The sequence below is a fragment of the Paraburkholderia sp. FW306-2-2C-D06C genome (assembly GCF_058781505.1).
Window position 1 is genome coordinate 17,675 of record NZ_JBYSWU010000039.1, and the last position, 26,066, is coordinate 43,740.

Here is a 26,066-nt window from a genome sequence, read left to right on the forward strand (position 1 = left end):
TGCTTCCTTCAGCTACTTCAATCTGCTGCCGCGGTTTCGATGAGCGGCGCGACTCCCATCTTCATCGCCGCGCCGCTCATCCGCTTCGCTACTGCTTCACTCACGCGAAGCTCGCTGCTCGCCGCATGCGGGTCATTACCTACGACCCGTCAGCAAGCAGCGATTCTGCTGCTTGCTTCCTGCTTACTGGCAAGCCTCGCACTCTTCAAAGCCAGGGTCGCCCGGACGCATCATGCACACCGGACCATCCGCTTCCGGCGCTGCTTCAACCGCGACTGCCGCCGCTGCCTGGACGCCGCCTGCTGCGCCACCCGCAGCACCGCCGCTCACGCCGAAACCACCAGCCGCGCCACCGCCGACACCACCCGCACCGCCCGAGCCTTCGCCGCCACCCGACGACACCGCGTTCAGCGCGCCGTGCGCCACCGTCGACTTCTCGACGTGGGTCGCCGCCATCGTGCGGAGGTAGTAAGTCGTCTTCAAGCCGCGCACCCATGCGAGCTTGTAGATCTCGTCGAGCTTCTTACCCGACGCGCCGCCCATGTAGATGTTCAGCGACTGCGCCTGGTCGATCCACTTCTGACGGCGCGACGCCGCTTCGACCAGCCACTTCGGGTCGACTTCGAACGCCGTAGCGTAGATCGCGCGCAGGTCGGCCGGGATGCGGTCGATGCGCGAGAGCGTGCCGTCGAAGTACTTCAGGTCGGCGACCATCACTTCGTCCCACAGGCCGCGCGCCTTCAGGTCGCGCACCAGGTAGTCGTTGACCACCGTGAATTCGCCTGACAGATTCGACTTCACGTACAGGTTCTGGAAAGTCGGTTCGATGCAAGCCGACACGCCGATGATGTTCGAGATCGTCGCCGTCGGCGCAATCGCGACGCAGTTCGAGTTGCGCATGCCGTAGGTGGCGATGCGCGAACGCAGTTCGGTCCAGTCCATCGACTCGCTCGAGTCGACTTCCACATAGCCGCCGCGCGCTTCGGCCAGCAGCTTCACCGAGTCTTGCGGGAGGATGCCGCGATCCCACAGCGAGCCGCGGTAGCTGGAGTAGCGACCGCGCTCCTGCGCCAGTTCGGTCGACGCGTAGTACGCGTAGTAGCAGACCGCTTCCATCGACGTGTCGGCGAACTTGACCGCCTCTTCCGACGCGTACGGCGTGCGCAGCAGGTGCAGGCAGTCCTGGAAGCCCATGATGCCCATGCCGACCGGACGATGCTTCAGGTTCGAGTTACGTGCCTTGGCGACCGCGTAGTAGTTGATGTCGATGACGTTGTCGAGCATGCGCATCGCCACGCTGACAGTGCGCTTCAGCTTGTCGTGGTCGAGCACCAGGGTGCCGTCGGCCTGTTCTTTCAAATGTGCAACAAGATTCACCGAGCCCAGGTTGCAGACGGCGATTTCGGCGTCGCTGGTGTTCAGCGTGATTTCCGTGCACAGGTTCGACGAGTGGACGACGCCGACGTGCTGTTGCGGCGAGCGCACATTGCACGGATCCTTGAACGTGATCCACGGGTGGCCGGTTTCGAACAGCATGCCCAGCATCTTGCGCCACAGCTGCGCCGCCGGAATCTTCTTGAACAGCTTGATCTCGCCGCGCGCGACCTTGTCTTCGTAAGCCGTGTAAGCCGCTTCGAACTCGGCGCCGAACTTGTCGTGCAGGTCCGGGCAGGTGGACGGCGAGAACAGCGTCCAGTCGCCGCCTTCGTGCACGCGCTTCATGAACAGGTCGGGAATCCAGTTCGCCGTGTTCATGTCGTGGGTGCGGCGACGGTCGTCGCCGGTGTTCTTACGCAGCTCGAGGAATTCCTCGATGTCCAGGTGCCACGTTTCCAGGTATGCGCACACCGCGCCTTTGCGCTTGCCGCCCTGGTTCACGGCCACCGCCGTGTCGTTGACGACCTTCAGGAACGGCACCACGCCTTGCGACTTGCCGTTGGTGCCCTTGATGTGCGAGCCGAGAGCACGCACGCGCGTCCAGTCGTTGCCCAGACCGCCGGCGAACTTCGACAGCAGCGCGTTTTCCTTCAGTGCTTCGTAGATGCCGTCGAGGTCGTCGTCGACCGTCGTCAGGTAGCACGACGACAGTTGCGAGCGGCGGGTGCCCGAGTTGAACAAAGTGGGCGTGGACGACATGAAGTCGAAGCTCGACAGCACGTTGTAAAACTCGATCGCGCGCGCTTCGCGGTCGATCTCGTTCAGCGACAGACCCATCGCAACACGCATAAAGAATGCCTGGGGCATTTCGATACGCACGCCGTCGTGATGCAGGAAGTAACGGTCATACAGCGTTTGCAGGCCGAGGTAGCCGAATTGCAGATCGCGGTTGTTGTCGAGCGCGGCGCTGAGGCGCTTCAGGTCGAACTGCAGCAGCTTGTCGTCGAGCAGTTCGGCTTGCACGCCGCGCTTGATGAACTGCGGGAAGTACTCGGCATAGCGCTCGCCCATTTCCGCTTGCGTGACTTCCTCTTCGAGGATCTCGCGGCGGATCGTGTGCAGCAGGATGCGTGCGGTGACCTGGCTGTAGGCCGGGTCTTTTTCGATCATCGTGCGGGCGGCCAGGATCGCCGAGTCGTAGACCTGGGTCATCGGCACGCCGTCGTACAGGTTCTTCACCGTTTCCGCGACGATCGGCTCGGCGCTCACGGCGTCGCCCAGGTTCGCGCAAGCGGATTCGATGATGCCGCGCAGCGCTGCCATATCCAGCGGACGGGTGACGCCGTTATCCGTCACGTTCAGGCCCGGCGCGCCGCCAGCTGCCTGCTCGTCATGACCGCGCGCCTGACTGCGCTTCTCGCGGTACAGCACGTACGCACGCGCGACGTTGTGCTCGCCGCCGCGCATCAGCGCGAGTTCGACCTGATCCTGGATGTCTTCGATATGGAACGTGCCGCCGTTCGGGCGGCTGCGCAGCAATGCGCGCACCACGTTCAGCGTGAGTTGCTCGACCAGCTCGCGCACCCGTGCCGACGCCGCGCCTTGACCACCGTTGACGGCCAGAAATGCCTTCGTCACGGCGATGGCGATTTTCGACGGTTCGAACGACACCACGCTGCCGTTGCGGCGGATCACCTTGTAGTCGGCATACGTCGCTTGCGGCGCGAGCGCTTGTGCGCCTTGTGCCTGGCCGAAGGCCTGGCCAGTCGGTGAGCCCTCGTACCGGGTCGTCACGTTGTCGGTGGTTTGCATGTGCAAGCTCCTGATCCTGGAAATGTTGCGGTGAAAGCCGCGGATTAAAACGAACGCTGCGCCGCCGCGTGCGCAAGCGATGGGGTGCAGGAAAAAGGCCGGCTGAGCCAGGTGGCGGGATGCGACAGCGATGAAGCTGAATTTGATTTGAAAACGGTCTTCATCGTGTGTGTCGCGATCACTTGCTGTGCCCTTTTCCTGAATGCTTCTGGACGCTGCCGGTTCCCGCTACCGGCCGTGCCGCAGGAATTGTTTTTCGCTGCCTGGAATGCTTGCGGCGCCATGCTCTGGGAGCGGGGCGCCGCACGGCAACACAAGATATAGTGCAAAACTGGATTTCTGGCACCAAGTATAGTGGAGTTTCAAGACAGATCAAATCGATTTATTTGCGCCTTCGGGGTTGACTTTTGGATCGCACGGCGCGAAACCGGCTCCCCGGAGAGCAAGGCTGTGCCTCGCTCTCCTCGCATCACGCGAACTCGCGCGAAGGGTCGTTACCGCGTTTTGGAAAACTTGAGATAGGGGAAATACCGATCCGCGAGCGCGGTGTCGCGCTGCAGACGCTGCCACTCGAAATGCGGCCCTGGATCGGTCTTGCGACCGGGGGCGATGTCCGAGTGACCGGCGAGCGCTTCGACCGGATAGCGGGCCTTGAGCGCCCTCACGAGCGCGCCGAGCGTGTGGTATTGCGCTGCCTCGAAGGCCGTCGTGTCGCTGCCTTCCAGCTCGATGCCGATGGAGAAATCATTGCAGCGCTCGCGGCCGAAAAAATTCGACGGCCCAGCGTGCCAGGCGCGCTCGTCGCACGACACATATTGTTCGAGCACGCCGTCGCGGTGAATCACGAAATGCGCCGACACCCGCACACCTCGCAGGTGCGTGTCGTAGTACGGGTGGGCATCGCAGTCGAGACGATTCTGGAACAGTTCGGCGATCGCCGTGCCGCCGAACTCGTTGGGCGGCAGGCTGATGTTGTGGACGACGATTAGCGTCGGCACGGCGCCGGCGGGCCGTGCCTCGAAATTCGGCGATGGCAATTTGCGTGCAGCGGCGACCCAACCGTCGGCATCGACGGTGAACTCGACGCTCATCGAGCGTCGCGGCCCGTCGGCCGCGCGCTGTGACGCTGCGCGTGCGCGGCGCTGCAGAACGGCTGCCCGTCCACCACTACCGAATCGCTCTTCGGCGCATGCACGCCGCACTCGACGCAACGGATCATCGGCTCGGCGAGCTGCGGCTGCGCTCCAGCGGACGCATGCGCGCCGCCATTCGGGCCTTTTGCACCCGCGGCGCCATTCGCGCCGGCGCCGGTGCGCTGCGCCGATTGCGCTTCATGACGACGCAGCGCCTTCACCAGCCACTGGCCGACGATGAACAACAGGATCAGCAAAAAAATTTGTCGCATAGGACGCTCACACTACGGCACGGTGCAACAGCACCTCGAAAACGAAACGGCTGCCGACATACGCCAGCAACAGCGCGACGAACGACGCCAGCACCCAGCGCAACGCCGCACGGCCGCGCCAGCCGGACACCTTGCGCGCGGTCAGCAGCGCGCCGAACATCACCCAGGAAAGAATCGCGAAGACGGTCTTGTGATCGAGCCGCAATGCACGGTCGACCAGTTGCTCGCTGAACAGGATGCCCGAGACCAAGGTAAGCGTAAGCAGCACGAAGCCCGCGCCGATCAGACGGAACAGCAGCTTCTCCAGCGTCAGCAGCGGCGGCAAGGTATCGAGCCAACTGGACAGCCAGCCGTTCCCCGCTGCGGCCGCATGCCGCTGCGCAAGGCCGCCGCGCATTGCGTGCAGCCGGCGCTCGACCATCAGCATCAGAATCGCGTGCAGCGCCGCGATCGCGAACAAACCGTACGCGATGTTGGCGATCAGGAAGTGCAGCTTGAACATCGGCGCGGCCGAGTACGGCAGCACGCGCACGCCGTTGAACGCGAGCGGCAATAAAGACGCCACGCAGGCGAGCGGCAGCACCAGCAGGCGCAGCCCGTCGAGCGGAAAGAAAAAGCTCTCGATCCAGTAGATGCCGGCGCCGAGCCAGAACATCGCCGACAGCGCGAACGCGAAGCCGAACACCATCGCGTTCTGGGGAAAGATGGTGGTATGCAGCAGCACGCCGTGCGCGAGCAGCGCAACGAACAGCAGCGCGCGGCCCGACGTGCTCATGCCTGAGGCGGCCGATGAGGCCGCCGAAGCCGGCATGCCCGCGCCGGCCGGCACCGGCGGCACGCTCCCGAGCATGGGGCGCACGGCGGCGTGCCGGTGCGAGCGCCAGCCGGCGACGGCGAGACCGCCGTACAGGAGTGCGGTGAGGGCATACAGTACAATATCCATATTCGAAGTTTACACTAGGCCCCTACTCCGCGACGTCTTCCACTTCGCGCGCTGCCCGGGCCGCACTGTTCATCGCTCCCCATGCTCGACAATCTGACTCAACGGATGGCGCGCGTCGTCAAGACGCTGCGCGGCGAAGCCCGGCTCACCGAGGCGAACACCCAGGAAATGCTGCGCGAAGTGCGCTTGGCGCTGCTCGAGGCGGACGTGGCGCTGCCCGTCGTGCGCGAGTTCATCGCCAAGGTGAAGGAAAAGGCGCTCGGCGAGGAAGTCATCAGCAGTCTGTCGCCGGGTCAGGCGCTGGTCGGCGTGGTGCAGCGCGAGCTGACCGCGGTGATCGGCGGCGACTACGAAGGCAAGGCCGCCGAACTCAATCTCGCCGTCACGCCGCCGGCCGTCATCCTGATGGCGGGTCTGCAAGGGGCCGGCAAAACCACCACGGTCGGCAAACTCGCCAAGTTGCTGCGCGAGAAGTACAAGAAGAAAGTGCTGACCGTTTCGTGCGACGTCTACCGCCCTGCCGCTATCGCGCAGTTGAAGACGGTGACCGAGCAGGTCGGCGCGGACTTCTTCCCGTCGGAATCGGATCAGAAGCCGGTCGATATCGCGCGCGCCGCGGTCGACTGGGCCAAGCGCCACTACCATGACGTGCTGCTGGTCGACACGGCCGGCCGTCTCGGTATCGACGAAGCGATGATGCAGGAGATCGCGGCGCTGCACAGCACGCTGAAACCGGCGGAAACGCTGTTCGTGGTCGACGCGATGCTGGGTCAGGATGCGGTGAACACCGCCAAGGCCTTCAGCGACGCGCTGCCGCTCACCGGCGTTGTGCTCACCAAGCTCGACGGCGATTCGCGCGGCGGCGCAGCGCTCTCCGTGCGTCATGTGACAGGCAAGCCGATCAAGTTCGTCGGCGTCGCCGAAAAGCTCGACGGCCTCGAAGTCTTCTATCCGGACCGTATGGCGAACCGGATTCTCGGCATGGGCGACATTCTCGCCCTTGTCGAAGAAGCGCAGCGCGGTGTGGACGTGCAAGCCGCGCAGAAGCTCGCGGATAAGGTCAAGAAAGGCGGCGACTTCGACCTCAACGACTTCCGCGCGCAACTCTCGCAGATGAAAAACATGGGTGGCCTGTCCACGCTGATGGACAAGCTGCCCGCGCAGTTCCAGCAGGCCGCCGCGGGCGCCGACATGGGCCAGGCCGAGAAACAGATGCGCCGCATGGAAGGCATCATCAATTCGATGACGCCGCAGGAGCGCGCCAAACCCGAACTCATCAAGGCCACCCGCAAGCGCCGTATCGCCGCGGGTGCGGGCGTGCAGGTGCAGGAAGTCAACCGCATGCTGAATCAATACGACCAGATGCGCACGATGATGAAGAAGCTCAAGGGCGGCAATCTGCAGAAGATGATGCGCGGCATGAAGGGCATGTTGCCCGGCATGCGCTAAGCTTTACCAAGACGGCGGCGCCCGCGATGCCGTGCACGAACGGCTCGCGCGGCTGACTCCGGGTTTGTGCGGGTTTATTCTGTACCGCACACCGCCGTTCTCACCCACACTATGTATACAGTTACCGCCCGTCAGACGTCATGAACCGCGAAGAAGCTCTCCACATTTTTAGCCACTCCGAAGAAATCGTTTCGGCCGACGACGTCAACGCATCGATCCGCGGCATGGCGGCCGCCATCCGCGACGAAATGAGCGAGGACTTCCCGCTCGTGCTGTCGGTGATGGGCGGCGCGGCGGTGTTCACCGGCATGCTGCTGCCGCACCTCGATTTCCCGCTCGAGTTCGACTACATCCACCTGACCCGCTACCGCAACACCACCAAGGGCGGCAACGAGATGCAGTGGCGCGTGGCGCCGGCCGAGTCGGTGAAGGATCGCGTGGTGCTGGTGCTGGACGACATTCTCGACGAAGGCGAGACGATGGCCGCGATTCGCGACCGCATCCTCGCTATGGGCGCGAAGCGCTTCCTGAGCGCGGTGCTGTGCGAGAAGATCATTCCGAAGGCCAAGCCGCTGCGCCCGGATTACTGCGGCTTCGAAGTGCCGGACCGCTATGTGTTCGGCTGCGGAATGGATGCCAAAGGCTATTGGCGCAACCTGCCGACCATCCGCGCGTTGGCCGAAGGGGCGTGAGTTTCCAGTTTGTACATGCCTGCGGCTGAAGTCGCGGCAAACGAAAAAGCGGCCTTTGCAGGCCGCTTTTTTTTCGTTTGCCGTGTGACACCCGCTTCATAGTTGATGCACGAAGGTTCGAATCCCGCCCAGCATCATCTCGACTGAGATGGCCACCAGCACGAGCCCCATCAGCCGCTCGAACGCCATCATCGCGCGCTCACCCAGCCAGCTCTGAATCCGCTCGGCCAGCATCAGCACGATCGCGCAGACAATCATCGTGACAGTCAATGCACCGATCCACTCGAACATCTTGCCAGGCGCCTGCGACGTCAGCAGCATCACCGTCGCCAGCGCCGACGGACCCGCCAGAGCCGGAATGGCGAGCGGGACGATCAGCGGCTCGCCGCCGCGCGCGTCGCCGCCGAACGGACCGTCCGGATGCGGAAACACCATCCGGAGCGCGATCAGAAACAGCACGATCCCGCCGCCGATGCGCAACGACTGATCCGTCAGACTCATCATGCGCAGGAACCGGTCGCCGACCACCATGAAGACCAGCAGGATCGCGAAGGCGATCGCCACCTCACGGAGAATGACGGCCATGCGCCGCTTGGGCACCACGCCGCGCAGACAACTGATGAAGAGCGGAATATTGCCGAGCGGGTCGGTGATCAGTAGCAGCAGGACGGTGGCGGACAGGAAGGTGTACTCCACCGTCCGCTCCGCTTAGTGCGCCAACGCAGCGCGGATCTTCCCGATCACCGTTTGGGCGGCGTCTTCGACCGGCAGCAGCGTCGCTTCAGCGTCGCGGCGCCCCTGGTATTCGAGCTTGCCTTCCTTCAGGCCACGATCGCCGATCACCAGACGATGCGGCACACCGATCAGCTCCCAGTCGGCGAACATCACGCCCGGGCGCTCGCCGCGATCATCGAGGATCACGTCGACGCCCGCTTCGACCAAGGCCGCGTATAGCTTGTCGGCCTGCTCGCGCACGGCTTCGCTGCGGTCATATCCCATCGGGCACAACACGACTTCGAACGGGGCGATCGATTCCGGCCAGATGATGCCCTTGTCGTCGAAATTCTGTTCGATCGCCGCGCCGAGAATACGCGTGACGCCGACGCCGTAGCAGCCCATTTCCATCGGCTGCGGCTTGCCGGTTTCGTCGAGGCACGTGGCGTTCAATGCTTCCGAATATTTCGTGCCGAGCTGGAACACGTGGCCGACTTCGATGCCACGGCAGATGTCGATTACGCCCTTGCCGTCCGGCGACGGATCGCCTTTCTGCACGTTGCGGATATCGGCGACGAGCGGTTCCGGCAGATCGCGGCCCCAGTTCACGCCGGTCGTGTGGTAATCGACCTCGTTCGCGCCGACCACGAAGTCGCTCATGTTCGCGACCGTGCGATCCGCGACCACCTTGACCGGCTTCTTCGTGTTGATCGGGCCGAGGTAACCCGGCGGCGTGCCGAAGGTCTCGACGATCTCGGCTTCAGTGGCCATGCGGAATTCGGCCAGACCCGGCAGCTTGCTCGCCTTGATCTCGTTCAGATCGTGATCGCCGCGCAGCATCAGCAGCCAGATAGTCGGCTCGGCGCCTTCGTTTTCCGTGGCGAGAACGATCGACTTGATGGTGCGCTCGAGCGGAATGTTCAGCAGTTCAGCCACGGCTTCGCACTTGGCCTTGCCGGGCGTTGCGGTCTTCTTCATTTCCTCGGCGGGCGCTGCGCGCTCCTTGTAGAGCGGCAGCGCTTCAGCGGCTTCGACGTTCGCCGCGAAGTCGGATGTCGGGCAGTAGGCGATCGCGTCTTCGCCGGTCTCGGCGATCACGTGGAATTCATGCGAACCGCTGCCGCCGATCGAACCGTTGTCCGCCGCCACCGCGCGAAAGTCCAGACCGAGGCGCGTGAAGATGCGCACGTAGGCGTTGTACATCTTGCGATACGACTCGCGCAGACCTTCTGCGTCCTTGTCGAACGAATACGCGTCTTTCATGATGAACTCGCGGCCGCGCATCACGCCGAAACGCGGACGGATTTCGTCGCGGAACTTCGTCTGGATCTGATAGAAGTTCACCGGCAACTGGCGGTAGCTCTTGATCTGGTTACGCGCAATGTCCGTCACCACTTCTTCGTGGGTCGGTCCGATCACGAAATCGGATTGCTTGCGGTCCTTGAAGCGCAGCAGCTCGGGGCCGTACTTTTCCCAGCGGCCCGACTCCTGCCACAGCTCGGCCGGCTGCACCGCCGGCATCAACAACTCGATCGCGCCTGCCCGGTTCATTTCTTCGCGCACGATGGCTTCCACCTTGCGGATCGAGCGCAGGCCGATCGGCAGGTAGTTATAGATGCCGCCGGCGACGCGGCGGATCATGCCGGCGCGCACCATGAGCTTGTGACTGACGATCTCGGCGTCGGCGGGAGCTTCTTTCAGGGTGCCGATAAAGAAACGGGAAGCTTTCATTCAGATTTTCCAAAAGCGGCGGCTCCGGAGGGACCGCCCGAAAGGTGAAAACGGTGGGGAATCAACGCAGACCCGGCGCAGGCCCGCCAGACCACGGCGCCGACGCTGCCGCGCAAAGCCTTTGCAGCAAAGGGTAAGGCGCGGGAAGACTGACAGGCTACCGCAAACGCGGCCCTTTTGCGGCGAATCGTTCCATTCTGGTGCGAATCGGTGCGTCGGGACCGTTATCTGTTTATAATCAAAGCAATTTTAAAGGATTCGAAGGTGGTTGTATGCTGGATCGTGAAGGCTTTCGCCCGAACGTCGGCATCATCCTCTTGAACGCGCACAACGAGGTGTTTTGGGGCAAACGGCTCCGTGAACATTCCTGGCAGTTTCCGCAAGGGGGCATCAAGTACGGTGAGACCCCCGTGCAAGCGATGTATCGGGAGTTACACGAAGAAACCGGCCTGCTTCCTGAGCACGTCAAGGTGATTGGTCGCACGCGCGACTGGTTGCGTTATGAGGTGCCTGACAAGTTCATCAAGCGCGAAGTACGCGGTCATTACCGCGGCCAGAAACAAATCTGGTTTTTGCTCCGGATGGTTGGACGCGATTGCGACATCTGCTTGCGCGCCACCGACCACCCTGAGTTCGATGCGTGGCGCTGGAACGAGTACTGGGTGCCGCTCGACTGTGTGATCGAGTTCAAGCGGGATGTGTATCAGTTGGCGCTGACGGAGCTATCCCGTTTCATGCGCCGGGCTGCGCCGCGTGCGGAAAAACCTGGCGGGCACCATGGGCCGCGTTATCCCCGGATAGCGTCGTCGATGGAAGGTCCGCCAGATTCGACGATGATGACGGTGACCTCCGTTAGCATCGAAACATCGATTCACACGACGTCGATTGTGTCCGATTGCGGGCCGGGTTCCGGGTCGGAAACCGAAGTGGGCGCCGCGTCGGGACAAGAAGACGAACCAGAGCGCGAAACCGCCGGCTCGCTCTTTCGAAGAGGCGTGCGCAGTTGATAATCTGTGCGGCTGTCCATGCCGCCTCTGCTGGCGCGGCTCGATAGCCGCGCCAGTGTTTCGAGGAAATCATATTGAAAGCACTTGCTCTCGTCGTGGCGTGCGTCGCCACCGGCGCCCTGCTGGCTGGCTGTTCGAGCGCCGGCAAACCAACCAATAAAGACGACAGCGCGTTCACCTATCTGCTGGACCGGAAGGGTACCTGGGTTGAAAACAAGGTGGACACCTTGCCGCCGCTGCCGCAAGACTCGAATCTGCTGCCCTTCGAGGTTTCCGGCAACACGCCGCTGCAGTTCTCGATCGACAAAAACTCGCTTAGCGTCGGCACCGACGGCGTGGTGCGCTATGCCGTAGTCGTGACGAGCCCCAGCGGCGCGCGCAATGTGAATTACGAGGGGATTCGCTGCGACACCTACGAATGGCGTCTATATGCGGGCCTGAACGCGGATCACGACGGCTGGGACAGAACGGTCGCGAACGACTTCACCCGCATCGAGAACGGCGCGCTGAACGCCTATCAGGCGGCGCTGTACCAGGATTATATGTGCGCGAACAAGATACCCACGGGCAGCGCGAAGCAGATTGTCGAGAATATCCGCTACAAGCGCACGGCGACCTCAATGATCCGCTGAGGCGTTTTATTGGGCGTTCTTCACATCTGAGCGACGCATCGCGGAAGTAAAAAAGCAGTTCCAGCTCACGCTGGAACTGCTTTTTTGTATGCCGCGCAGGCCCTGCTGTGGCGGCGGATCAGACCAGCACGAGGTTGTCGCGGTGAATCAACTCCGGTTCCAGCATGTAGCCGAGTACCGATTCGATATCGCCGCTCGGACGCCGCTGGATCAGCTTGGTTTCCGCACTGCTGTAGTTCGTCAGACCACGCGCGACTTCCCGCCCGGCGACGCTCAGACACGCAATTACTTCGCCGCGCGCAAACGCGCCCTGCACGCCGACGATGCCGATCGGCAGCAAGCTCTTGCCGCCCTCCGTCAGCTTCTCGACCGCGCCGTCGTCGATCACGACGTGGCCGCGCACCTGCAGGTGATCCGCCATCCATTGCTTGCGCGCCGCCATCCGCGCGGTGCGCGCGATCAGCTGTGTGCCGATCGCTTCGCCCGAGGCGAGTCGCGACAACACATCCGCTTCGCGACCGCTCGCGATCACTGTGTCGGCGCCGCTGTGCGCCGCGCGCTTGGCCGCAAGAATCTTGGTCAACATGCCGCCGCGGCCGAGGCTCGAGCCCGCGCCGCCCGCCATCGCTTCGAGTTCCGGCGCGCCGGCATCGGCTTGCTGGACAAGCGTTGCGCTCGGATCCTTGCGCGGGTCGGCGGTAAAAAGACCTTGCTGATCGGTGAGGATGACGAGCGCATCCCCTTCGATCAGGTTCGCGACGAGCGCACCCAGCGTGTCGTTGTCGCCGAACTTGATTTCGTCGGTCACGACCGTGTCGTTCTCGTTGATGATCGGCACGACGCCCAAGCGCAGCAGAGTCAGCAACGTGGAGCGCGCGTTCAGATAGCGTTCGCGGTCGGCCAGATCGGCATGCGTCAGTAGAATCTGTGCGGTCTGGATCGAATGCGCAGCAAAGCGGCTCTCGTAGACCTGCGCCAAGCCCATTTGGCCGACGGCCGCGGCCGCCTGCAATTCATCGATTTCGCGTGGCCGCCTGGTCCAGCCGAGCCGCTGCATCCCTTCAGCGATGGCGCCCGAGCTGACCAGCACGACTTCCTTGCCCTGCGCGCGCAGCGCCGCAATCTGCGCGGCCCAGCGGCCGATCGCAGCATGATCGAGGCCGCGCCCGTCGTTGGTGACGAGGCTCGAGCCGACTTTCACTACCAATCGCCGTGAATCTGCGATGACGGAACGCATTGTGCGCGGTCTCCCAAGATGACGCGTGATGTCTGCCGGCAGCCTCATTTAAGCAGCCGGCGCTCAGGCTTGTTATTCCTGCGGGTCGACGCTGTCCGATGCCGCAGCGGCCGGCGCTTCCGGCTTGTCGCGGAAACGCACGTCGGCAGCGAGGTCTTCGGCTTCGGCCGCGCGCTGCGCGTCCGAATGCGCGGCGATGTGGTCAAACACCGCATAGCAAAGATTCTCGCAACCCTGGCCAGTCAACGCCGAAATCTCGAACACTGGACCGTCCCAGCCGAAGCCTTCGAGGAATGCCGCGACGCGCGCTTCGCGCTCGTCTTCAGGCACCATGTCGAGCTTGTTCAGCACCAGCCAGCGCGGCTTCTCATACAGCAGCTCGTCATACTTGCGCAGCTCGTTGACGATTGCCTTGGCTTCCGCGACCGGATCGACCGCTTCGTCGAACGGTGCGAGGTCGACGATGTGCAGCAGCAGACCGGTGCGCTGCAAATGGCGCAGGAACTGATGACCGAGGCCTGCGCCTTCCGCCGCGCCTTCGATCAGCCCAGGAATATCGGCGATCACGAAGCTGCGGCTCGGTCCCACGCGCACCACGCCGAGATTCGGCGCGAGCGTGGTGAACGGGTAATCGGCGATTTTCGGCTTCGCGTTCGACACCGACGAAATGAAGGTCGACTTGCCGGCGTTCGGCATGCCGAGCAGACCGACGTCGGCCAGCACCTTCAGTTCGAGGCGCACCATGCGGCGCTCGCCGGGCTTGCCGTCAGTCTTCTGGCGCGGCGCGCGGTTCGTACTGGATTTGAAATGCAGATTGCCGAGGCCGCCTGCGCCGCCTTGCGCGATCTGCACGCTCTGATTGTGCTCGGTCAGGTCGGCGATCAGCTCGCCGGTTTCCATGTCCGTGATGGTAGTGCCGACCGGCATGCGCAACGTGATGTCGTCGCCGCCTTTGCCGTAGCAGTCCGCGCCGCGGCCGTTTTCGCCGTTGCGCGCCATATGTTTTTTCGCGTAGCGGTAGTCGATCAGCGTGTTGATGTTGCGGTCTGCCACCGCGATCACGCTGCCGCCCCGGCCGCCGTCGCCGCCATCCGGGCCGCCGAACGGAACGAACTTCTCGCGGCGCATCGACGCGCTGCCATCCCCTCCGTCGCCGGCGATGACTTCAATCCTCGCTTCGTCAATGAACTTCATGCGTAACTCCGTCCCGTGGTGTGCTGCTAGATAGTGCTGCCAGGTTTGATACTGTCGGATACTGCTATTTTGCCGTGCCCGCCGCGCGCTGATCAATCAGCCGTTCGGCTAGCCGCACCGGCATGGCCGGCTCAATCTTGCGGACTCGTCCGGCAAATTCATCCGGCAAAAAGCGCTGCAATAAAAAAAGCCCCGCTAACTTCGCGGGGCCTTTTTCCGGTCCTGAAGCCCGTGCCTGATTAAACTCAGACTGCTGCCGGGACGACGTTGACCATGTGCTTCTTCGCTGCGCCTTTCGTCGAGAACTGGACGTGGCCGTCCGTCAGCGCGAACAAGGTGTGATCCTTGCCGATACCGACGTTTTCGCCAGCGTGCATACGCGTGCCACGTTGACGCACGATGATGCCGCCAGCGTTGATGGCCTGACCGCCGTAAACCTTCACGCCGAGACGCTTCGATTCAGAGTCGCGGCCGTTCCGGGACGATCCGCCTGCCTTTTTGTGTGCCATTTGATTTGCTCCTTAACCGGTGCGCTTACGCGTTGATCGCGTCGATGCGCAGTTCGGTATAGTTCTGGCGGTGGCCGCCATGCTTCTGGTAGTGCTTCCGGCGACGCATCTTGAAGATGGTCACTTTGGCGTGACGACCTTGCGACACGACGGTAGCCTTGACGGAAGCCCCACTGACCAGCGGCGTACCGAACTTAATCGATTCGCCTTCGCCCACTGCGAGAACCTGGTCGAGCGTGATTTCAGCGTCAATGTCTGCCGGTATCTGTTCTACTTTAAGTTTTTCGCCGACGGCAACTTTATACTGCTTGCCACCGGTTTTTATGACCGCGTACATTGAGAACCTCACTCTGTGTTCATTTTTCCCACGCACCGCGCGCGGAAACCCGTGATTATACATAGAGTTAGCTGCGCGGTCAAAACTCGTTGAAAGGCGCCGAACCCGCCGCCCAACGCCCGCCGTACGGCACCGGCGCACGCCCTTGCTGTGGCCCGCATTACGCCGCGCCACAGCCTGCGACCCGGAACTGTCGCGATTCGCCTTATAATTCGCGGCACTACCCAATTCAGCCATCATGTCGTCGACTGCCACCCCCTCCTCCAACGCCGCCAGCCTGCTCGCTCCGATCGCCGAAGACATGCAGCAGGTCAATCGCGTCATACGGCACCGTCTGGCGTCCGACGTGATGCTGATCAATCAGATTTCCGAGTACATCATCAGCGCCGGCGGCAAGCGGCTGCGGCCCGCGCTGCTGCTGCTGGTGGCGGGCGCGCTGGGCGAAACCACCGGGCATCGGCATGAACTGGCCGCGGTGGTCGAATTCATCCATACGGCCACGCTGCTGCACGACGACGTAGTCGACGAATCCGATCTGCGGCGCGGCCGGCAGACCGCCAACGCGCTGTTCGGCAACGCGGCGAGCGTGCTGGTTGGCGATTTTCTGTACTCACGCTCGTTCCAGATGATGGTCGGCGTGGGCAAGATGCGTGTGATGGAAATCCTGTCGGAGGCGACCAACATCATCTCCGAAGGCGAAGTGCTGCAACTGCTGAACATGCACGACGCCGACGTGGACGAAGCGCGCTACATGCAGGTGATCCGCTACAAAACCGCCAAACTGTTCGAAGCCGCCGCCCAGCTCGGCGCGGTGCTGGCCGGCTCGGACGCGAAAACCGAAGCCGCGGCGGCGGAATTCGGCCGGCGCATCGGCACAGCGTTCCAGATCATGGACGACTGGCTCGACTACACGGGTACGGCGGAATCGATGGGCAAGAACGCCGGCGACGACCTGCGCGAAGGCAAACCCACGCTCCCGCTGATCTATCTGATCGAACGCGGCACGCCGGAGCAGTCGGCGCTCGCACGCGAGGCGATCGAACAGGGCGGAACCGACCGTTTCGACACGATTTTCGAAGCCATCACGCGTTCCGGCGCGCTGGATCACACGCTCGAATGCGCGAAACAGGAAGCCCAGGCAGCCGCCGCCGCAATTTCTTCGTTTCCCGATTCCATTTACAAAGAAAGCCTGCTAGAATTATGTTCTTACTCGACGGCAAGACAGTCTTGAACGAGACTGAAACGCCGGAATAGTCTGAATCGAGTTCGCAGTACAAATCGGGGTGTAGCTTAGCCTGGTAGAGCGCTACGTTCGGGACGTAGAGGCCGGAGGTTCGAATCCTCTCACCCCGACCAGATTTGCCTTGTTAGCTCAAGGCTCGAAAAACCGCCCAGCTTGCTCGGCGGTTTTTTGTTTTGGGTCGCGATTTTTTGCGCCTCTTTTCGCTTCTCATGCGAGATCCGCGCGGGGAGTGTCATGTGCCTTAAGCCATCCGGCCAGGCGGCTCGCATGGCCCCCTCTGCTATATTCTCTCCATCCTGTCCCCTATCCTTCACGACGCGTGGAACAACTTCCCTTATGGGCGCAGATTGGCGCCGTCTTTCTGCTGCTCGTCTGCTCCAGTTTCTTTTCGATTTCCGAAACGGCGATGATGGCGATCAACCGCCATCGCCTGAAACATCTTGCCAATCAGAACGTGCTCGGCGCAAAGACCACGCAAGGTCTGCTCGCACGCACCGACCAGCTGTTGAGCGTCGTCCTGATCGGCAACAATCTGTTCAACACGATCATCCCGGTGCTCACCACCTCGATCGCGCTGCACACATTCGGCCGTAACAACGTGGTGCTGTCGATCGCGACCGGCATCGTTGCGTTTCTGATCATCGTGTTCGCGGAGATCACGCCGAAAATCGTCGGCGCGACGTTCCCGGAAAAGATAGCGCTGCCGGCCAGCCTGCTGATCGCGCCGATGATGCGCGTCGCCAAGCCGCTCGTCTGGTTCGTCAATCTGTTCGCGAACAGCATCCTGCGGGTGCTGCATATCAATACCAAGGGCGCGCGCGATCAGCGTCTTTCCACCGAAGAGCTCCGCACCATCGTGCTCGAATCGGGCAGCTTCATGCCCACCAAGCACCGCAGCATTCTGCTGAACCTGTTCGACCTCGAAAACATTTCCGTCGACGACGTGATGATCCCGCGCCGCCGGATCGAAGCGCTCGACTTCGACGCGCCATTCGAGCAGATCCTGCATCAGCTCGAAACCTGCTATCACAACAAGCTGATCGTCTATCAGGGCGATATCGACCGGGTACTCGGCGTGCTGCATGTGCGCAAGACGCTGGCGGCGCTGCACAACCAGGAACTGGAGCGCGAGACGCTGCGCGAACTGCTGGCCGAGCCGTATTTCGTGCCGACCGGCACACCGGTGTTCCAGCAGCTGCAGTACTTCCAGGAAAGCCGCCATCGCACGGCGCTGGTCGTCAACGAGTACGGCGAGCTGCAAGGGCTGGTCACGCCGGAAGACATCATCGAAGAACTGATCGGCGAATTCACCACGTCGATTCCACGCGGCGCCAATTCGCGCGGCGGCTGGAACGAGAACGGCGAATGCATCGTCGCGGGCAGCATGCCGCTGCGCGAACTGAACCGCTGGCTGCATCTCACGCTGCCCACCGACGGACCGAAAACGCTCAACGGCCTGATCCTCGAAATTCTCGAAGACATCCCCGACGGCGACATGTGCGTGCAGATCGGCGACGTGAAACTCGAAGTGATGCGCAGCGACGATCAGGCGATCCGCACCGTCAAGCTGTTCAAGCCACCCACGCGCGCCGGCGCGAAAGCCACGAAAGCGGCGCGCAGCTAAGTCCTGCACGCTGCAGCATCGCACACGGGCACAACGCGCGCCATTAGCCGATCGACTGAATGGTGGCGAGCGCCGCCTTACCGGATGATGAAGTCGTCGTGTTCTACAGGCGGCTCATCACCGGTCTCTCATGCAAGTTTCTTTTCAACCGGCGGCGCCGGCGTTGCGGTCCATCGCTTTCGATAGCGAAATCGCCGCCAAACCGCAACCCAACGCGTTCGCGGCGCAAGCCGGCACAAACCTCCCCGATCCCGGCGACGCTCCTGCCGTTCGGCTGCTGACCGACACGTTGCAGGAAGCGACCCGCCGCAACGCGTCGGACCTGCACATCGAACCGGCGGAGCGCGGCTGGCGCGTGCGTTTGCGGATCGACGGCGTGCTGCATGAGATCCCCGCGCCCCCGGCACATTTGCGCGACGCGTTCATCACGCGCGTGAAGGTGCTGGCGCGCATGGACATCGCCGAGCGGCGGGTGCCGCAGGACGGCCGGCTGCGTATCGCCACGTCGCCCGGCCGGACCGAAGACTATCGCGTCAACTCGCTGCCTACCCTGTTCGGCGAAAAGCTGGTGTTACGCAGGCTCGACGCGCTGCCCGCCGACCTTTCGCTCGACTCGCTCGGCCTCGATCCGCAACAGCGCAAAGCGGTGGACGCCGCAATCCGCGCGCCGCACGGCCTCGTGCTCGTCACCGGCCCGACTGGCAGCGGCAAGACGCTGTCGCTGTACTGCTTTCTGCAACTGCTCAATGACGAGGCGCGCAATCTATGTTCGGTCGAAGATCCGGCTGAGATTCAACTGGCGGGAATCAATCAGGTCAGCGTGCGCGAAAAGGCCGGGCTGACCTTCGCAGTGGCGTTGCGCGCGTTTCTGCGTCAGGACCCGGACGTGATCATGGTCGGCGAAATCCGCGACGACGAAACCGCCGACGTCGCCGTAAAAGCCGCGCAAACCGGCCACCTGGTGCTGTCCACCCTGCATACGAACGACGCCCCTGCTGCCGTCGCGCGCCTGATCGACATCGGCGTCGAGCCGTACAACCTCGCCGCCGCGCTGCGGATGGTGACGGCGCAGCGGCTGGTGCGGCGGCTTTGTACGGCCTGCCGCGCACCGGCGCCGCAATCGGCGGCGGCGCTGCGAGCAGCGGGCTTTGCCGGCCACCAACTCGACGGCTTGCAGCCGTATGCCGCGAGCGGATGCGCGGCCTGCCACGGCATCGGCTACCGGGGCCGCGTCGGGGTTCACCAGGTGATGCCCATCTCCGACGCGATGCGCGAGCTGATCGTAACGAGCGCAAGCACGCACGAGCTTGCCCGCCTCGCGCAAACCGAACGGGTGGCCACGTTGCGCGACGCGGCGTTGGCTCGCGTCCGCGACGGCACCACGAGTCTCGCCGAAGCGCTTGCCGCTACCGAGGTCGCATGATCGCCGCCACACCTCCTCAGCCCGCATCTGCCGATCTGCGTTTCCGATGGCGCGGCGTCGACGCCGACGGCGTCCACAAAAACGGCGCACTCATTGCGCCGGACGCCGGCGCCGCGCGAGCGATGCTCAAGCGAGACAACTTGTTCATCGTCGAACTGACAGCCCGCGGGCCGGCGCCGCGCCCAAAAACGCGCGCCGCCGACGTCACGATATTCACCCGCCAGCTTGCCAGTCTGCTGCGCGCCGGTTTGCCGCTCGCGCCCGCGCTCGACCTTCTCGCCCAGGCGCAAAGTTCGCGCCGGCCCGGCCTGCCGCGGATCGTCGGTGCGCTGGCGCGTGATATCACCGCCGGCCTGCGTTTTTCGGCGGCGTTGCAGCGGCATCCGGCGCAATTCAATGCGTTGTACTGCCAGCTCGTCGAGGTCGGCGAAGCGGCCGGCGCATTGGCAACGGTCCTCGCCCGGCTCGCCGACGACCGCGAACGCGCCGCCGCGCAGCGTGCCAAGGTGCGAGCGGCGCTGACCTATCCGGTGGCGATTCTGCTGCTCGCGATTGCGATTACCGCAGCGTTGCTGATATGGGTCGTCCCCACCTTCAAGCAGATCTTCGACGGCTTCGGCGCGAAGCTGCCCGCACCGACGCAGTTCGTGCTGGCGCTCTCATCCGCTGCAGCGCGCTGGAGCATACCCGTGGTCGTCATGTGTTTCGCCGCAGCCTGGGCCATGACGTTTCTGCTACGGCGTTCCGAAGCGGCACGCATCTCCTTCGCCCGCCTGTCGCTGACAATACCGGTCGCCGGTCCGTTGCTGGGCACGTTATGCGCGGCCCGCTGGAGCCGCGCGCTCGGCACGCTGCTGTCAGCCGGCACGCCGCTCGCCGACGCATTCGATTCATTGACGCACGCCACCGGCAACGCATTCTTCGACCGCGCCACCGCGGAAATTGCCGCGCGGCTGCGGCGCGGCGAACGGCTCGCCGCGGCGATGCGCGCGGCGCTCTGTTTTCCGCCGGAGGTCGTCCAGCCGGTGGCGGTCGCCGAAGAATCCGGCGCGCTCGATACGATGCTGATCGACATAGCGTCCCTGAGCGATCGTCAGGTAGACGAAAAGATCGGCACGCTGTCGAGCCTGTGCGAGCCGCTCGTCATCGTCGTGCTCGGTACGCTGGTCGGCGGCCTTGTAATCGCGATGTATCTTCCCATTATTCAACTCGGCAACGTGGTGTAGCATCGCAGCCGAATCCAACTCTTTCGCCATGCAGGCTACCGCCCAACTCGTGTCAGAAACTTCTTCCAGCGTGCTTTCGGGCTTGCTACCCATTCACTTCGCAGCCGGGCTCTGCCTCGCGTTCGGCAGCTTGCCCGCCGGACTGCAGATTGCATTCGCGATCGTGTTCGGCCTCGTGATCGGCAGTTTCCTCAACGTGGTCGTGCATCGCGTGCCGATCATGCTCGAGCGCGCATGGCGCGAGGAAGTCAGCGAGGCGACCGACAAACCGCTCGAAGAAGACGGTCTGCCCGCGCGCTACAACTTGTGGGTGCCGCGCAGCGCCTGCCCGCACTGCGGCCACGTGCTGAGCGCCTGGGAGAACCTGCCCGTGCTGAGCTATCTGCTGCTGCGCGGGCGCTGCTCCGCATGCAAAAGGCGCGTGAGCCTGCGCTACCCGTTGCTCGAAATCTCCAGCGCCGCCTGCGCGGCAGGCGCGCTCGCGCTGTATGGCCCGACCGGCATGGCGCTCGCCGCTTTCGGCCTGTGCGCCGCGTTGCTGGCGATGAGCGCGATCGACATCGACACCCATCTGCTGCCGGACTCGATGACGCTGCCGCTTTTGTGGGCAGGTCTGATCGTCAACTTCAACGGCATGTTCGCGAGCCTGCACGATGCAGTGCTGGGCGCGATCTTCGGCTACCTGGTGCTGTGGGTCGTGCACTGGCTGTTCCGGTTGGTGCGCGGCGTCGAAGGCATGGGTTATGGCGATTTCAAACTGCTGGCCGCGCTCGGTGCGTGGCTCGGCTGGGCCGCGCTGCCGCAAATCGTGCTGATCGCGGCGATCGCCGGCGCGGTGGTCGGTCTCGCGGCAACGTGGCGCGGACGCATGCGCTTCGAGGAACCACTGCCGTTCGGACCGTTTCTGGCCGCGGGCGGCGCTGTTACGCTGTTTCTCGGCACACCGCTTTATCTGGCTCTGGGGGGCTGAAGCATGTTTGCTGTGGGATTGACCGGCGGCATCGGCAGCGGCAAATCGACCGTGGCGGATCTGTTCGCCGCGCGCGGCGTGCCGCTCGTCGATACGGACCTGATCGCGCACCGCATCACCGCGCCGCAAGGTATTGCGATGCCGCAGATCGCCGCCGAGTTCGGCGACTCGTTCGTCGCGGCGGACGGCTCGCTCGACCGCGCCCGCATGCGCACCCTGGTGTTCAGCGACGACGGCGCGCGCAAGCGCCTCGAAGGCATCACACACCCGTTGATTCGCGCGGAGACCGAGCGCGAGCAGCGCGAGGCGCGCGGACCGTATGTAATCGTGGTCGTCCCGCTGCTGGTCGAGTCGGGTAGCTGGAAGAGCCGTGTGAATCGCGTGCTGACCGTCGATTGCAGCGTCGAAACGCAAATCTCGCGCGTGATGCGCCGCAACGCGTTCAGCCGCGAACAGGTGCTGGCGATCATCGCCCGGCAGGCCACGCGCGAAGCGCGCCTCGCCGCAGCCGACGACGTGATCGACAACGACAACGCGCCGCTCGATGCGCTCGTGGCGCAGGTCGACGCGCAGCATCGCATGTATTTGGCGCTCGCAGGCGCGTGAGCAGCGAGGCGCGCATGAGCGGCACGTAACATGCGTACTTCGGTGCGCACTCCGCATTGAACCATTGAACTTTGCAGCACGGCGATAGCCGAAGCACGCAGAAACTGCCCGAAACACGCGAAAAAAGTTGCGAACGCGCGCTGAAAAAGTGCGTGATTGCTAGGGTAGTCTCGCGGCATTAGAATGTTCTGCATTCCCGTCACCGACCACGCCCGAGGCGAGCCCGCTTGATCCTTTACGAGTATCCCTTCAACGAGCGAATCCGGACGCTATTGCGCCTCGAAGATCTGTTCGAGCGCTTCACATTCTTTCTGACTCAGGAAGATGCCAGGGAACATCACGTCGCACTGACCACGTTGTTCGAAATCTCTGAAGTCGCGGGTCGCGCGGATCTGAAGTCGGATCTGATGAAGGAACTCGAACGGCAACGGCAAACGCTGGCGCCGTTCCGCGGCAATCCGGGCATCGAACAGAATGCGCTCGAAGCCGTGCTCGGCGAAATCGAACAAACCCTGGCGGGGCTTGCGCAGATGCAGGGCAAAACCGGCCAGCATCTTGCAGACAACGAATGGCTTGCCAGCATCCGCAGCCGCGCGATCATCCCGGGCGGCACCTGCAAGTTCGATTTGCCTTCGTATTACGCGTGGCAGCAAACGCATCCCGATCAGCGCCGCCAGGACATCGCCAAGTGGGTCACACCGCTGCTGCCGCTGCGCGACGCAGCCACGATCGTCTTGCGCCTCGCGCGCGAATCCGGCCAGGCGTCCAAGGTGATGGCCATGCAGGGCAGCTATCAGCAAATGCTGTCAGGCCGTTCTTATCAATTGATGCAGGTGCGGGTGGCACCCGAATTGCGTGTGATCCCCGAGGCGAGCGCCAACAAGTACATGCTGTGGGTACGCTTCACTGTTCAGGACGGCGATTTGCGCCCGCGCGCAGTGGATGTCGACGTGCCATTTCAGCTCACCTTGTGCAGCCTGTAACGTCCGCCTTGTAAAACCGAAGCGCGGGGCGCGCCTTTAAAGCGGCGCGAAATCCCCTATATTCGAGCCATGTTCCGTTTGCGATTGACTGCCTGACCGTATGCCTACTGTCGTCAAATGCCCCACTTGCGGAAAGGATGTCCGCTGGACCCCTGAGAACCGCTTCCGCCCGTTCTGCTCGGATCGTTGCAAGCAGATCGACCTCGGTGCCTGGGCCGCCGAGAAGTACAAGATCGGCGGCACGGACAAAGAAGCATCGTCCGATGAATCGCCTGGCGGGGACTACAACCCGCACTGAACGCAACCGCTACGTTGGGTCACGCGGGCCGACGCTGCGCTAATGCAGCGCCCGCAACCGCGCGCCATTCTTTCTACTTTTTCTCAGCCGCGAGCCATTCCAGCACCGGAATCGTCGCCGGCAACAGCGGCGCAACATCTGCGGGCAGCGCCTGCCAGACGAACGCCTGGCCCTCACGCCCGTGCGGCTCGCCGGTCCAGTCCGTCACCTTGCAGAAAAACAGCCGCACATAGGCGTGCGGGTAATCGTGCTCGAGCGTGTGCCAAAGGTGGCTCGCCTTGACGTCGATCCCCAGCTCCTCGTGCAACTCGCGAGCGAGCGCTGCCTCGACCGACTCGCCCGCTTCCAGCTTGCCGCCCGGAAACTCCCAGTAGCCCTCGTACGGCTTGCCAGCCGGGCGCTGCGCCAGCAAATAGCGTCCGTCCTGCTGAATCAGCACGCCGACGGCGACTTCCGTCACCGGCCGCCCGTTAGCATTCTTCTGCGCGTCGCTCATACCGGGGTCTTCCGGCCCGACCAGTCGCGAGCGAACTGCCACGCGACGCGCCCCGAGCGCGAACCGCGCTCCAGCGCCCACACCAGCGCGTCGCCGCGCGCCGCTTCGACTTCCGCGTCGTCACAGCCGAAATGGCGCAGCCAGTGGCCGATGATCGACAGGTAGTCGTCCTGCTTGAACGGATAAAAGCTGACCCACAGCCCGAAACGCTCGGACAGTGAGATCTTTTCTTCGACCAGTTCGCCCGGATGGATCTCGCCGTCGGCCATGTGCTTGTACGTCTCGTTGTCGCTCATGTACTCCGGCAGCAGATGGCGGCGGTTCGACGTCGCATAGATCAGCACGTTGTCCGACTGCGCGGCGATCGAGCCGTCGAGCGCGACCTTCAGCGCCTTGTAGCCCGATTCGCCGTCTTCGAAAGACAGGTCATCGCAGAACACCACGAAGCGCTCCGGCCGCTGCGCGATCAGATCGACGATATCGCCGAGATCGTGAAGATCGTCTTTATCCACCTCGATCAGACGCAGGCCGTCTTTCGCGTACGCATTCAGGCAAGCCTTGATCAGCGACGACTTGCCGGTGCCGCGTGCGCCCGTCAGCAACACGTTGTTGGCCGGCTGCTTGTGCACGAATTGACGCGTGTTCTGCTCGATCAGCCCTTTCTGGCGATCGATGTTTTGCAGGTCGTCGAGCGTGATCGCCGAGATGGCGGGCACCGGCTGCAGATAGCCGCGCCCCTGGCGCTTGCGCCAGCGAAAGGCGAGCGCGGCCGACCAGTCGATATCCGGTGCGGCAGGCGGAAGCATCGCTTCGAGACGGCCGAGCACGGCTTCGGCCCGGGTCAGAAACTGTTCGAGTTTGTCCATGGCGGTGAAATAAGCGGTTGGAAGCCGCGTAATGAACCTGGTTATGAACGATAGTCGGCGTTGATGCTCACGTAGTCGTGCGACAGATCGCAAGTCCAGATCGTGGCTTGCGCATTGCCGCGACCGAGCACGACACGAATACCGATCTCGCTCTTTTTCATGACGCGCTGGCCATCTTCTTCACGGTAGGCCGGATTGCGGCCGCCGGCCGTCGCGACCAGCACGTCGTCCAGATACAGATCGATCTTGCCGACGTCGAGATCGTCCACGCCGGCATAGCCGATGGCCGCGAGAATGCGGCCGAGATTCGGGTCGGATGCATAGAAGGCCGTTTTCACGAGCGGCGAATGGCCGATCGCGTACGCGATCTGGCGGCATTCGGCGACGCTCGAACCACTTTCCACGTGCACCGTCATGAATTTCGTCGCGCCTTCGCCGTCGCGCACGATCAGTTGCGCGAGGGTCTGGGCGACTTCGGTCACCGCGTCGCGCAGCGCTGCATAAGCGGGCGAATCGGTGGACGTGACCGCTGGCAGGCTCGATTTGCCCGACGCGATCAGGATGAAAGAATCATTGGTCGACGTGTCGCCGTCGATCGTGATGCAGTTGAACGAGCGGTCCGCGACGTGCTTGACCAGCGCGTCGAGCACCGGTTGCGCGACAGCGGCGTCGAACGCGAGGAAGCCGAGCATGGTCGCCATGTTCGGCTTGATCATGCCCGCGCCCTTGCTGATGCCCGTGAGCGTGACCGTATGGCCGTCGATCGTCACCTGGAGCGAGGTGGCTTTGGGCAGCGTGTCCGTGGTCATGATCGCCTGCGCGGCCTCGTACCAGTTGGCTTCCTTGCGGTTCGCCAGCGCGGCCGGCAGGCCTGCCTTAAGACGATCGACCGGCAGCGGTTCCAGAATCACGCCCGTCGAAAACGGCAGCACCTGCTCCGGCGCGATATCGGCCAGACGTGCGAGTTCAGTGCAGGTTTCGCGCGCATGCGTGAGCCCCGGTTCGCCCGTACCCGCGTTCGCGTTGCCGGTGTTGATCACCAGCGCGCGAATCGGCTTCCCGCCTGCGCGCACGCGCTCCAGATTCTCGCGGCACACCGTCACGGGCGCGGCGCAAAAGCGGTTCTGAGTGAACGCGCCGCCCACCGTCGCGCCTTCAGCGACGGAAATGACCAGCACGTCCTTGCGGTTCGGCTTGCGGATATTCGCCTCCGCCCAGCCCAGCGTAACGCCGGCGACGGGATGGAGTTCAGCGGGATCGATCGAGGGGAAATTGACAGCCATGGTCGCGAC

Annotated in this window: 25 protein-coding genes and 1 tRNA gene; 13 read left to right on the top strand and 13 right to left on the bottom strand. The window is 63.4% G+C overall.

Translation table 11 applies throughout. The features are described 5' to 3' along the window. Positions 1–183: 183 nt before the first annotated feature. The 4 genes from AC3WLT_RS25395 to AC3WLT_RS25410 form a co-directional block, all read right to left on the bottom strand. The gene (locus AC3WLT_RS25395) at positions 184–3,189 is read right to left on the bottom strand and encodes a ribonucleoside-diphosphate reductase subunit alpha (RefSeq protein ID WP_492594442.1); all 3,006 of its coding nucleotides are present in this window, start codon (positions 3,187–3,189) and stop codon (positions 184–186) included. Between the two features lie 494 nt (positions 3,190–3,683). Further along, on the bottom strand, positions 3,684–4,280 hold the full coding sequence (gene ampD, locus AC3WLT_RS25400) for a 1,6-anhydro-N-acetylmuramyl-L-alanine amidase AmpD (protein ID WP_492594443.1): 597 nt from the start codon (positions 4,278–4,280) through the stop codon (positions 3,684–3,686). Continuing rightward, positions 4,277–4,594: a PP0621 family protein gene (locus AC3WLT_RS25405; protein ID WP_492594444.1), complete on the bottom strand. Its 318-nt coding sequence runs from the start codon at positions 4,592–4,594 to the stop codon at positions 4,277–4,279. Before AC3WLT_RS25405 ends, ampD begins: the two co-directional genes overlap by 4 nt. Positions 4,595–4,601: 7 nt before the next feature. Next, positions 4,602–5,537, bottom strand: coding sequence for a cytochrome C assembly family protein (locus AC3WLT_RS25410; RefSeq protein ID WP_492594445.1), 936 nt, complete (start codon positions 5,535–5,537; stop codon positions 4,602–4,604). Positions 5,538–5,618: 81 nt separating this feature from the next. On the opposite strand from AC3WLT_RS25410, the gene ffh reads away from it, so the two are divergent. Both ffh and AC3WLT_RS25420 read left to right on the top strand, forming a co-directional pair. After that, positions 5,619–6,986, top strand: a complete 1,368-nt coding sequence (gene ffh / locus AC3WLT_RS25415; protein ID WP_492594446.1) for a signal recognition particle protein — start codon at positions 5,619–5,621, stop codon at positions 6,984–6,986. 140 nt (positions 6,987–7,126) lie between these two features. Next, complete coding sequence (locus tag AC3WLT_RS25420) at positions 7,127–7,678, top strand: hypoxanthine-guanine phosphoribosyltransferase (protein ID WP_492594447.1); 552 nt, start codon at positions 7,127–7,129, stop codon at positions 7,676–7,678. 96 nt (positions 7,679–7,774) lie between these two features. On the opposite strand, the gene AC3WLT_RS25425 is transcribed toward AC3WLT_RS25420, so the two are convergent. Both AC3WLT_RS25425 and AC3WLT_RS25430 read right to left on the bottom strand, forming a co-directional pair. Next, positions 7,775–8,374 carry a MarC family protein gene (locus AC3WLT_RS25425; protein ID WP_492594448.1) on the bottom strand — a complete coding sequence of 200 codons (600 nt, stop codon included), beginning with the start codon at positions 8,372–8,374 and terminating at the stop codon, positions 7,775–7,777. 12 nt (positions 8,375–8,386) lie between these two features. Next, complete coding sequence (locus AC3WLT_RS25430) at positions 8,387–10,123, bottom strand: proline--tRNA ligase (RefSeq protein WP_492594449.1); 1,737 nt, start codon at positions 10,121–10,123, stop codon at positions 8,387–8,389. 272 nt (positions 10,124–10,395) lie between these two features. Here AC3WLT_RS25430 and AC3WLT_RS25435 point away from each other — a divergent pair, with 272 nt between their 5' ends. Beyond that, entirely contained in the window at positions 10,396–11,130 is a 735-nt protein-coding gene (locus AC3WLT_RS25435; protein WP_492594450.1) for an RNA pyrophosphohydrolase, read from the top strand. A gap of 74 nt (positions 11,131–11,204) precedes the next feature. Beyond that, positions 11,205–11,762: a CNP1-like family protein gene (locus AC3WLT_RS25440; RefSeq protein WP_492594451.1), complete on the top strand. Its 558-nt coding sequence runs from the start codon at positions 11,205–11,207 to the stop codon at positions 11,760–11,762. A 118-nt stretch (positions 11,763–11,880) separates the two neighbouring features. Here AC3WLT_RS25440 and proB read toward each other — a convergent pair whose 3' ends face one another. The 4 genes from proB to rplU form a co-directional block, all read right to left on the bottom strand. After that, positions 11,881–12,999, bottom strand: coding sequence for a glutamate 5-kinase (proB, locus tag AC3WLT_RS25445; protein WP_492594452.1), 1,119 nt, complete (start codon positions 12,997–12,999; stop codon positions 11,881–11,883). Between the two features lie 72 nt (positions 13,000–13,071). Continuing rightward, complete coding sequence (cgtA, locus tag AC3WLT_RS25450; RefSeq protein ID WP_492594453.1) at positions 13,072–14,193, bottom strand: Obg family GTPase CgtA; 1,122 nt, start codon at positions 14,191–14,193, stop codon at positions 13,072–13,074. Positions 14,194–14,438: 245 nt separating this feature from the next. After that, on the bottom strand, positions 14,439–14,702 hold the full coding sequence (gene rpmA / locus AC3WLT_RS25455) for a 50S ribosomal protein L27 (RefSeq protein ID WP_020071242.1): 264 nt from the start codon (positions 14,700–14,702) through the stop codon (positions 14,439–14,441). Positions 14,703–14,727: 25 nt separating this feature from the next. Further along, entirely contained in the window at positions 14,728–15,039 is a 312-nt protein-coding gene (rplU, locus tag AC3WLT_RS25460) for a 50S ribosomal protein L21 (protein WP_007180329.1), read from the bottom strand. Positions 15,040–15,277: 238 nt separating this feature from the next. On the opposite strand from rplU, the gene AC3WLT_RS25465 reads away from it, so the two are divergent. From AC3WLT_RS25465 to yacG, 9 genes are all read left to right on the top strand, one after another. After that, complete coding sequence (locus tag AC3WLT_RS25465) at positions 15,278–16,270, top strand: polyprenyl synthetase family protein (RefSeq protein ID WP_492594454.1); 993 nt, start codon at positions 15,278–15,280, stop codon at positions 16,268–16,270. A gap of 48 nt (positions 16,271–16,318) precedes the next feature. Beyond that, positions 16,319–16,395 (top strand) — tRNA-Pro (locus AC3WLT_RS25470). Between the two features lie 206 nt (positions 16,396–16,601). Further along, positions 16,602–17,906: an HlyC/CorC family transporter gene (locus AC3WLT_RS25475; protein WP_492594455.1), complete on the top strand. Its 1,305-nt coding sequence runs from the start codon at positions 16,602–16,604 to the stop codon at positions 17,904–17,906. Between the two features lie 130 nt (positions 17,907–18,036). Continuing rightward, positions 18,037–19,329, top strand: coding sequence for a GspE/PulE family protein (locus AC3WLT_RS25480; RefSeq protein ID WP_492594456.1), 1,293 nt, complete (start codon positions 18,037–18,039; stop codon positions 19,327–19,329). Then, the gene (locus AC3WLT_RS25485; protein WP_492594457.1) at positions 19,326–20,555 is read left to right on the top strand and encodes a type II secretion system F family protein; all 1,230 of its coding nucleotides are present in this window, start codon (positions 19,326–19,328) and stop codon (positions 20,553–20,555) included. The genes AC3WLT_RS25480 and AC3WLT_RS25485 overlap by 4 nt, the downstream gene beginning before the upstream one ends. A 28-nt stretch (positions 20,556–20,583) precedes the next feature. Beyond that, positions 20,584–21,525, top strand: coding sequence for a prepilin peptidase (locus AC3WLT_RS25490; RefSeq protein ID WP_492594458.1), 942 nt, complete (start codon positions 20,584–20,586; stop codon positions 21,523–21,525). A gap of 3 nt (positions 21,526–21,528) precedes the next feature. Further along, complete coding sequence (gene coaE, locus AC3WLT_RS25495) at positions 21,529–22,131, top strand: dephospho-CoA kinase (RefSeq protein ID WP_492594459.1); 603 nt, start codon at positions 21,529–21,531, stop codon at positions 22,129–22,131. A 227-nt stretch (positions 22,132–22,358) separates the two neighbouring features. Next, on the top strand, positions 22,359–23,114 hold the full coding sequence (gene zapD, locus AC3WLT_RS25500; protein ID WP_115099173.1) for a cell division protein ZapD: 756 nt from the start codon (positions 22,359–22,361) through the stop codon (positions 23,112–23,114). A gap of 100 nt (positions 23,115–23,214) precedes the next feature. Next, positions 23,215–23,412 (top strand): DNA gyrase inhibitor YacG, encoded by a 198-nt coding sequence (yacG, locus tag AC3WLT_RS25505; protein WP_492594460.1) that lies wholly within the window; start codon positions 23,215–23,217, stop codon positions 23,410–23,412. Positions 23,413–23,485: 73 nt separating this feature from the next. Here the strand turns inward: yacG and AC3WLT_RS25510 are convergent, their stop codons facing one another. From AC3WLT_RS25510 to argJ, 3 genes are read right to left on the bottom strand one after another with little or no spacing between them, the layout of a single operon-like run. Continuing rightward, on the bottom strand, positions 23,486–23,908 hold the full coding sequence (locus AC3WLT_RS25510) for an NUDIX domain-containing protein (RefSeq protein WP_492594461.1): 423 nt from the start codon (positions 23,906–23,908) through the stop codon (positions 23,486–23,488). Then, on the bottom strand, positions 23,905–24,774 hold the full coding sequence (locus AC3WLT_RS25515; RefSeq protein ID WP_492594462.1) for an ATP-binding protein: 870 nt from the start codon (positions 24,772–24,774) through the stop codon (positions 23,905–23,907). Before AC3WLT_RS25515 ends, AC3WLT_RS25510 begins: the two co-directional genes overlap by 4 nt. A gap of 41 nt (positions 24,775–24,815) precedes the next feature. Then, on the bottom strand, positions 24,816–26,057 hold the full coding sequence (argJ, locus tag AC3WLT_RS25520; RefSeq protein WP_492594463.1) for a bifunctional glutamate N-acetyltransferase/amino-acid acetyltransferase ArgJ: 1,242 nt from the start codon (positions 26,055–26,057) through the stop codon (positions 24,816–24,818). Positions 26,058–26,066: the final 9 nt, after the last annotated feature.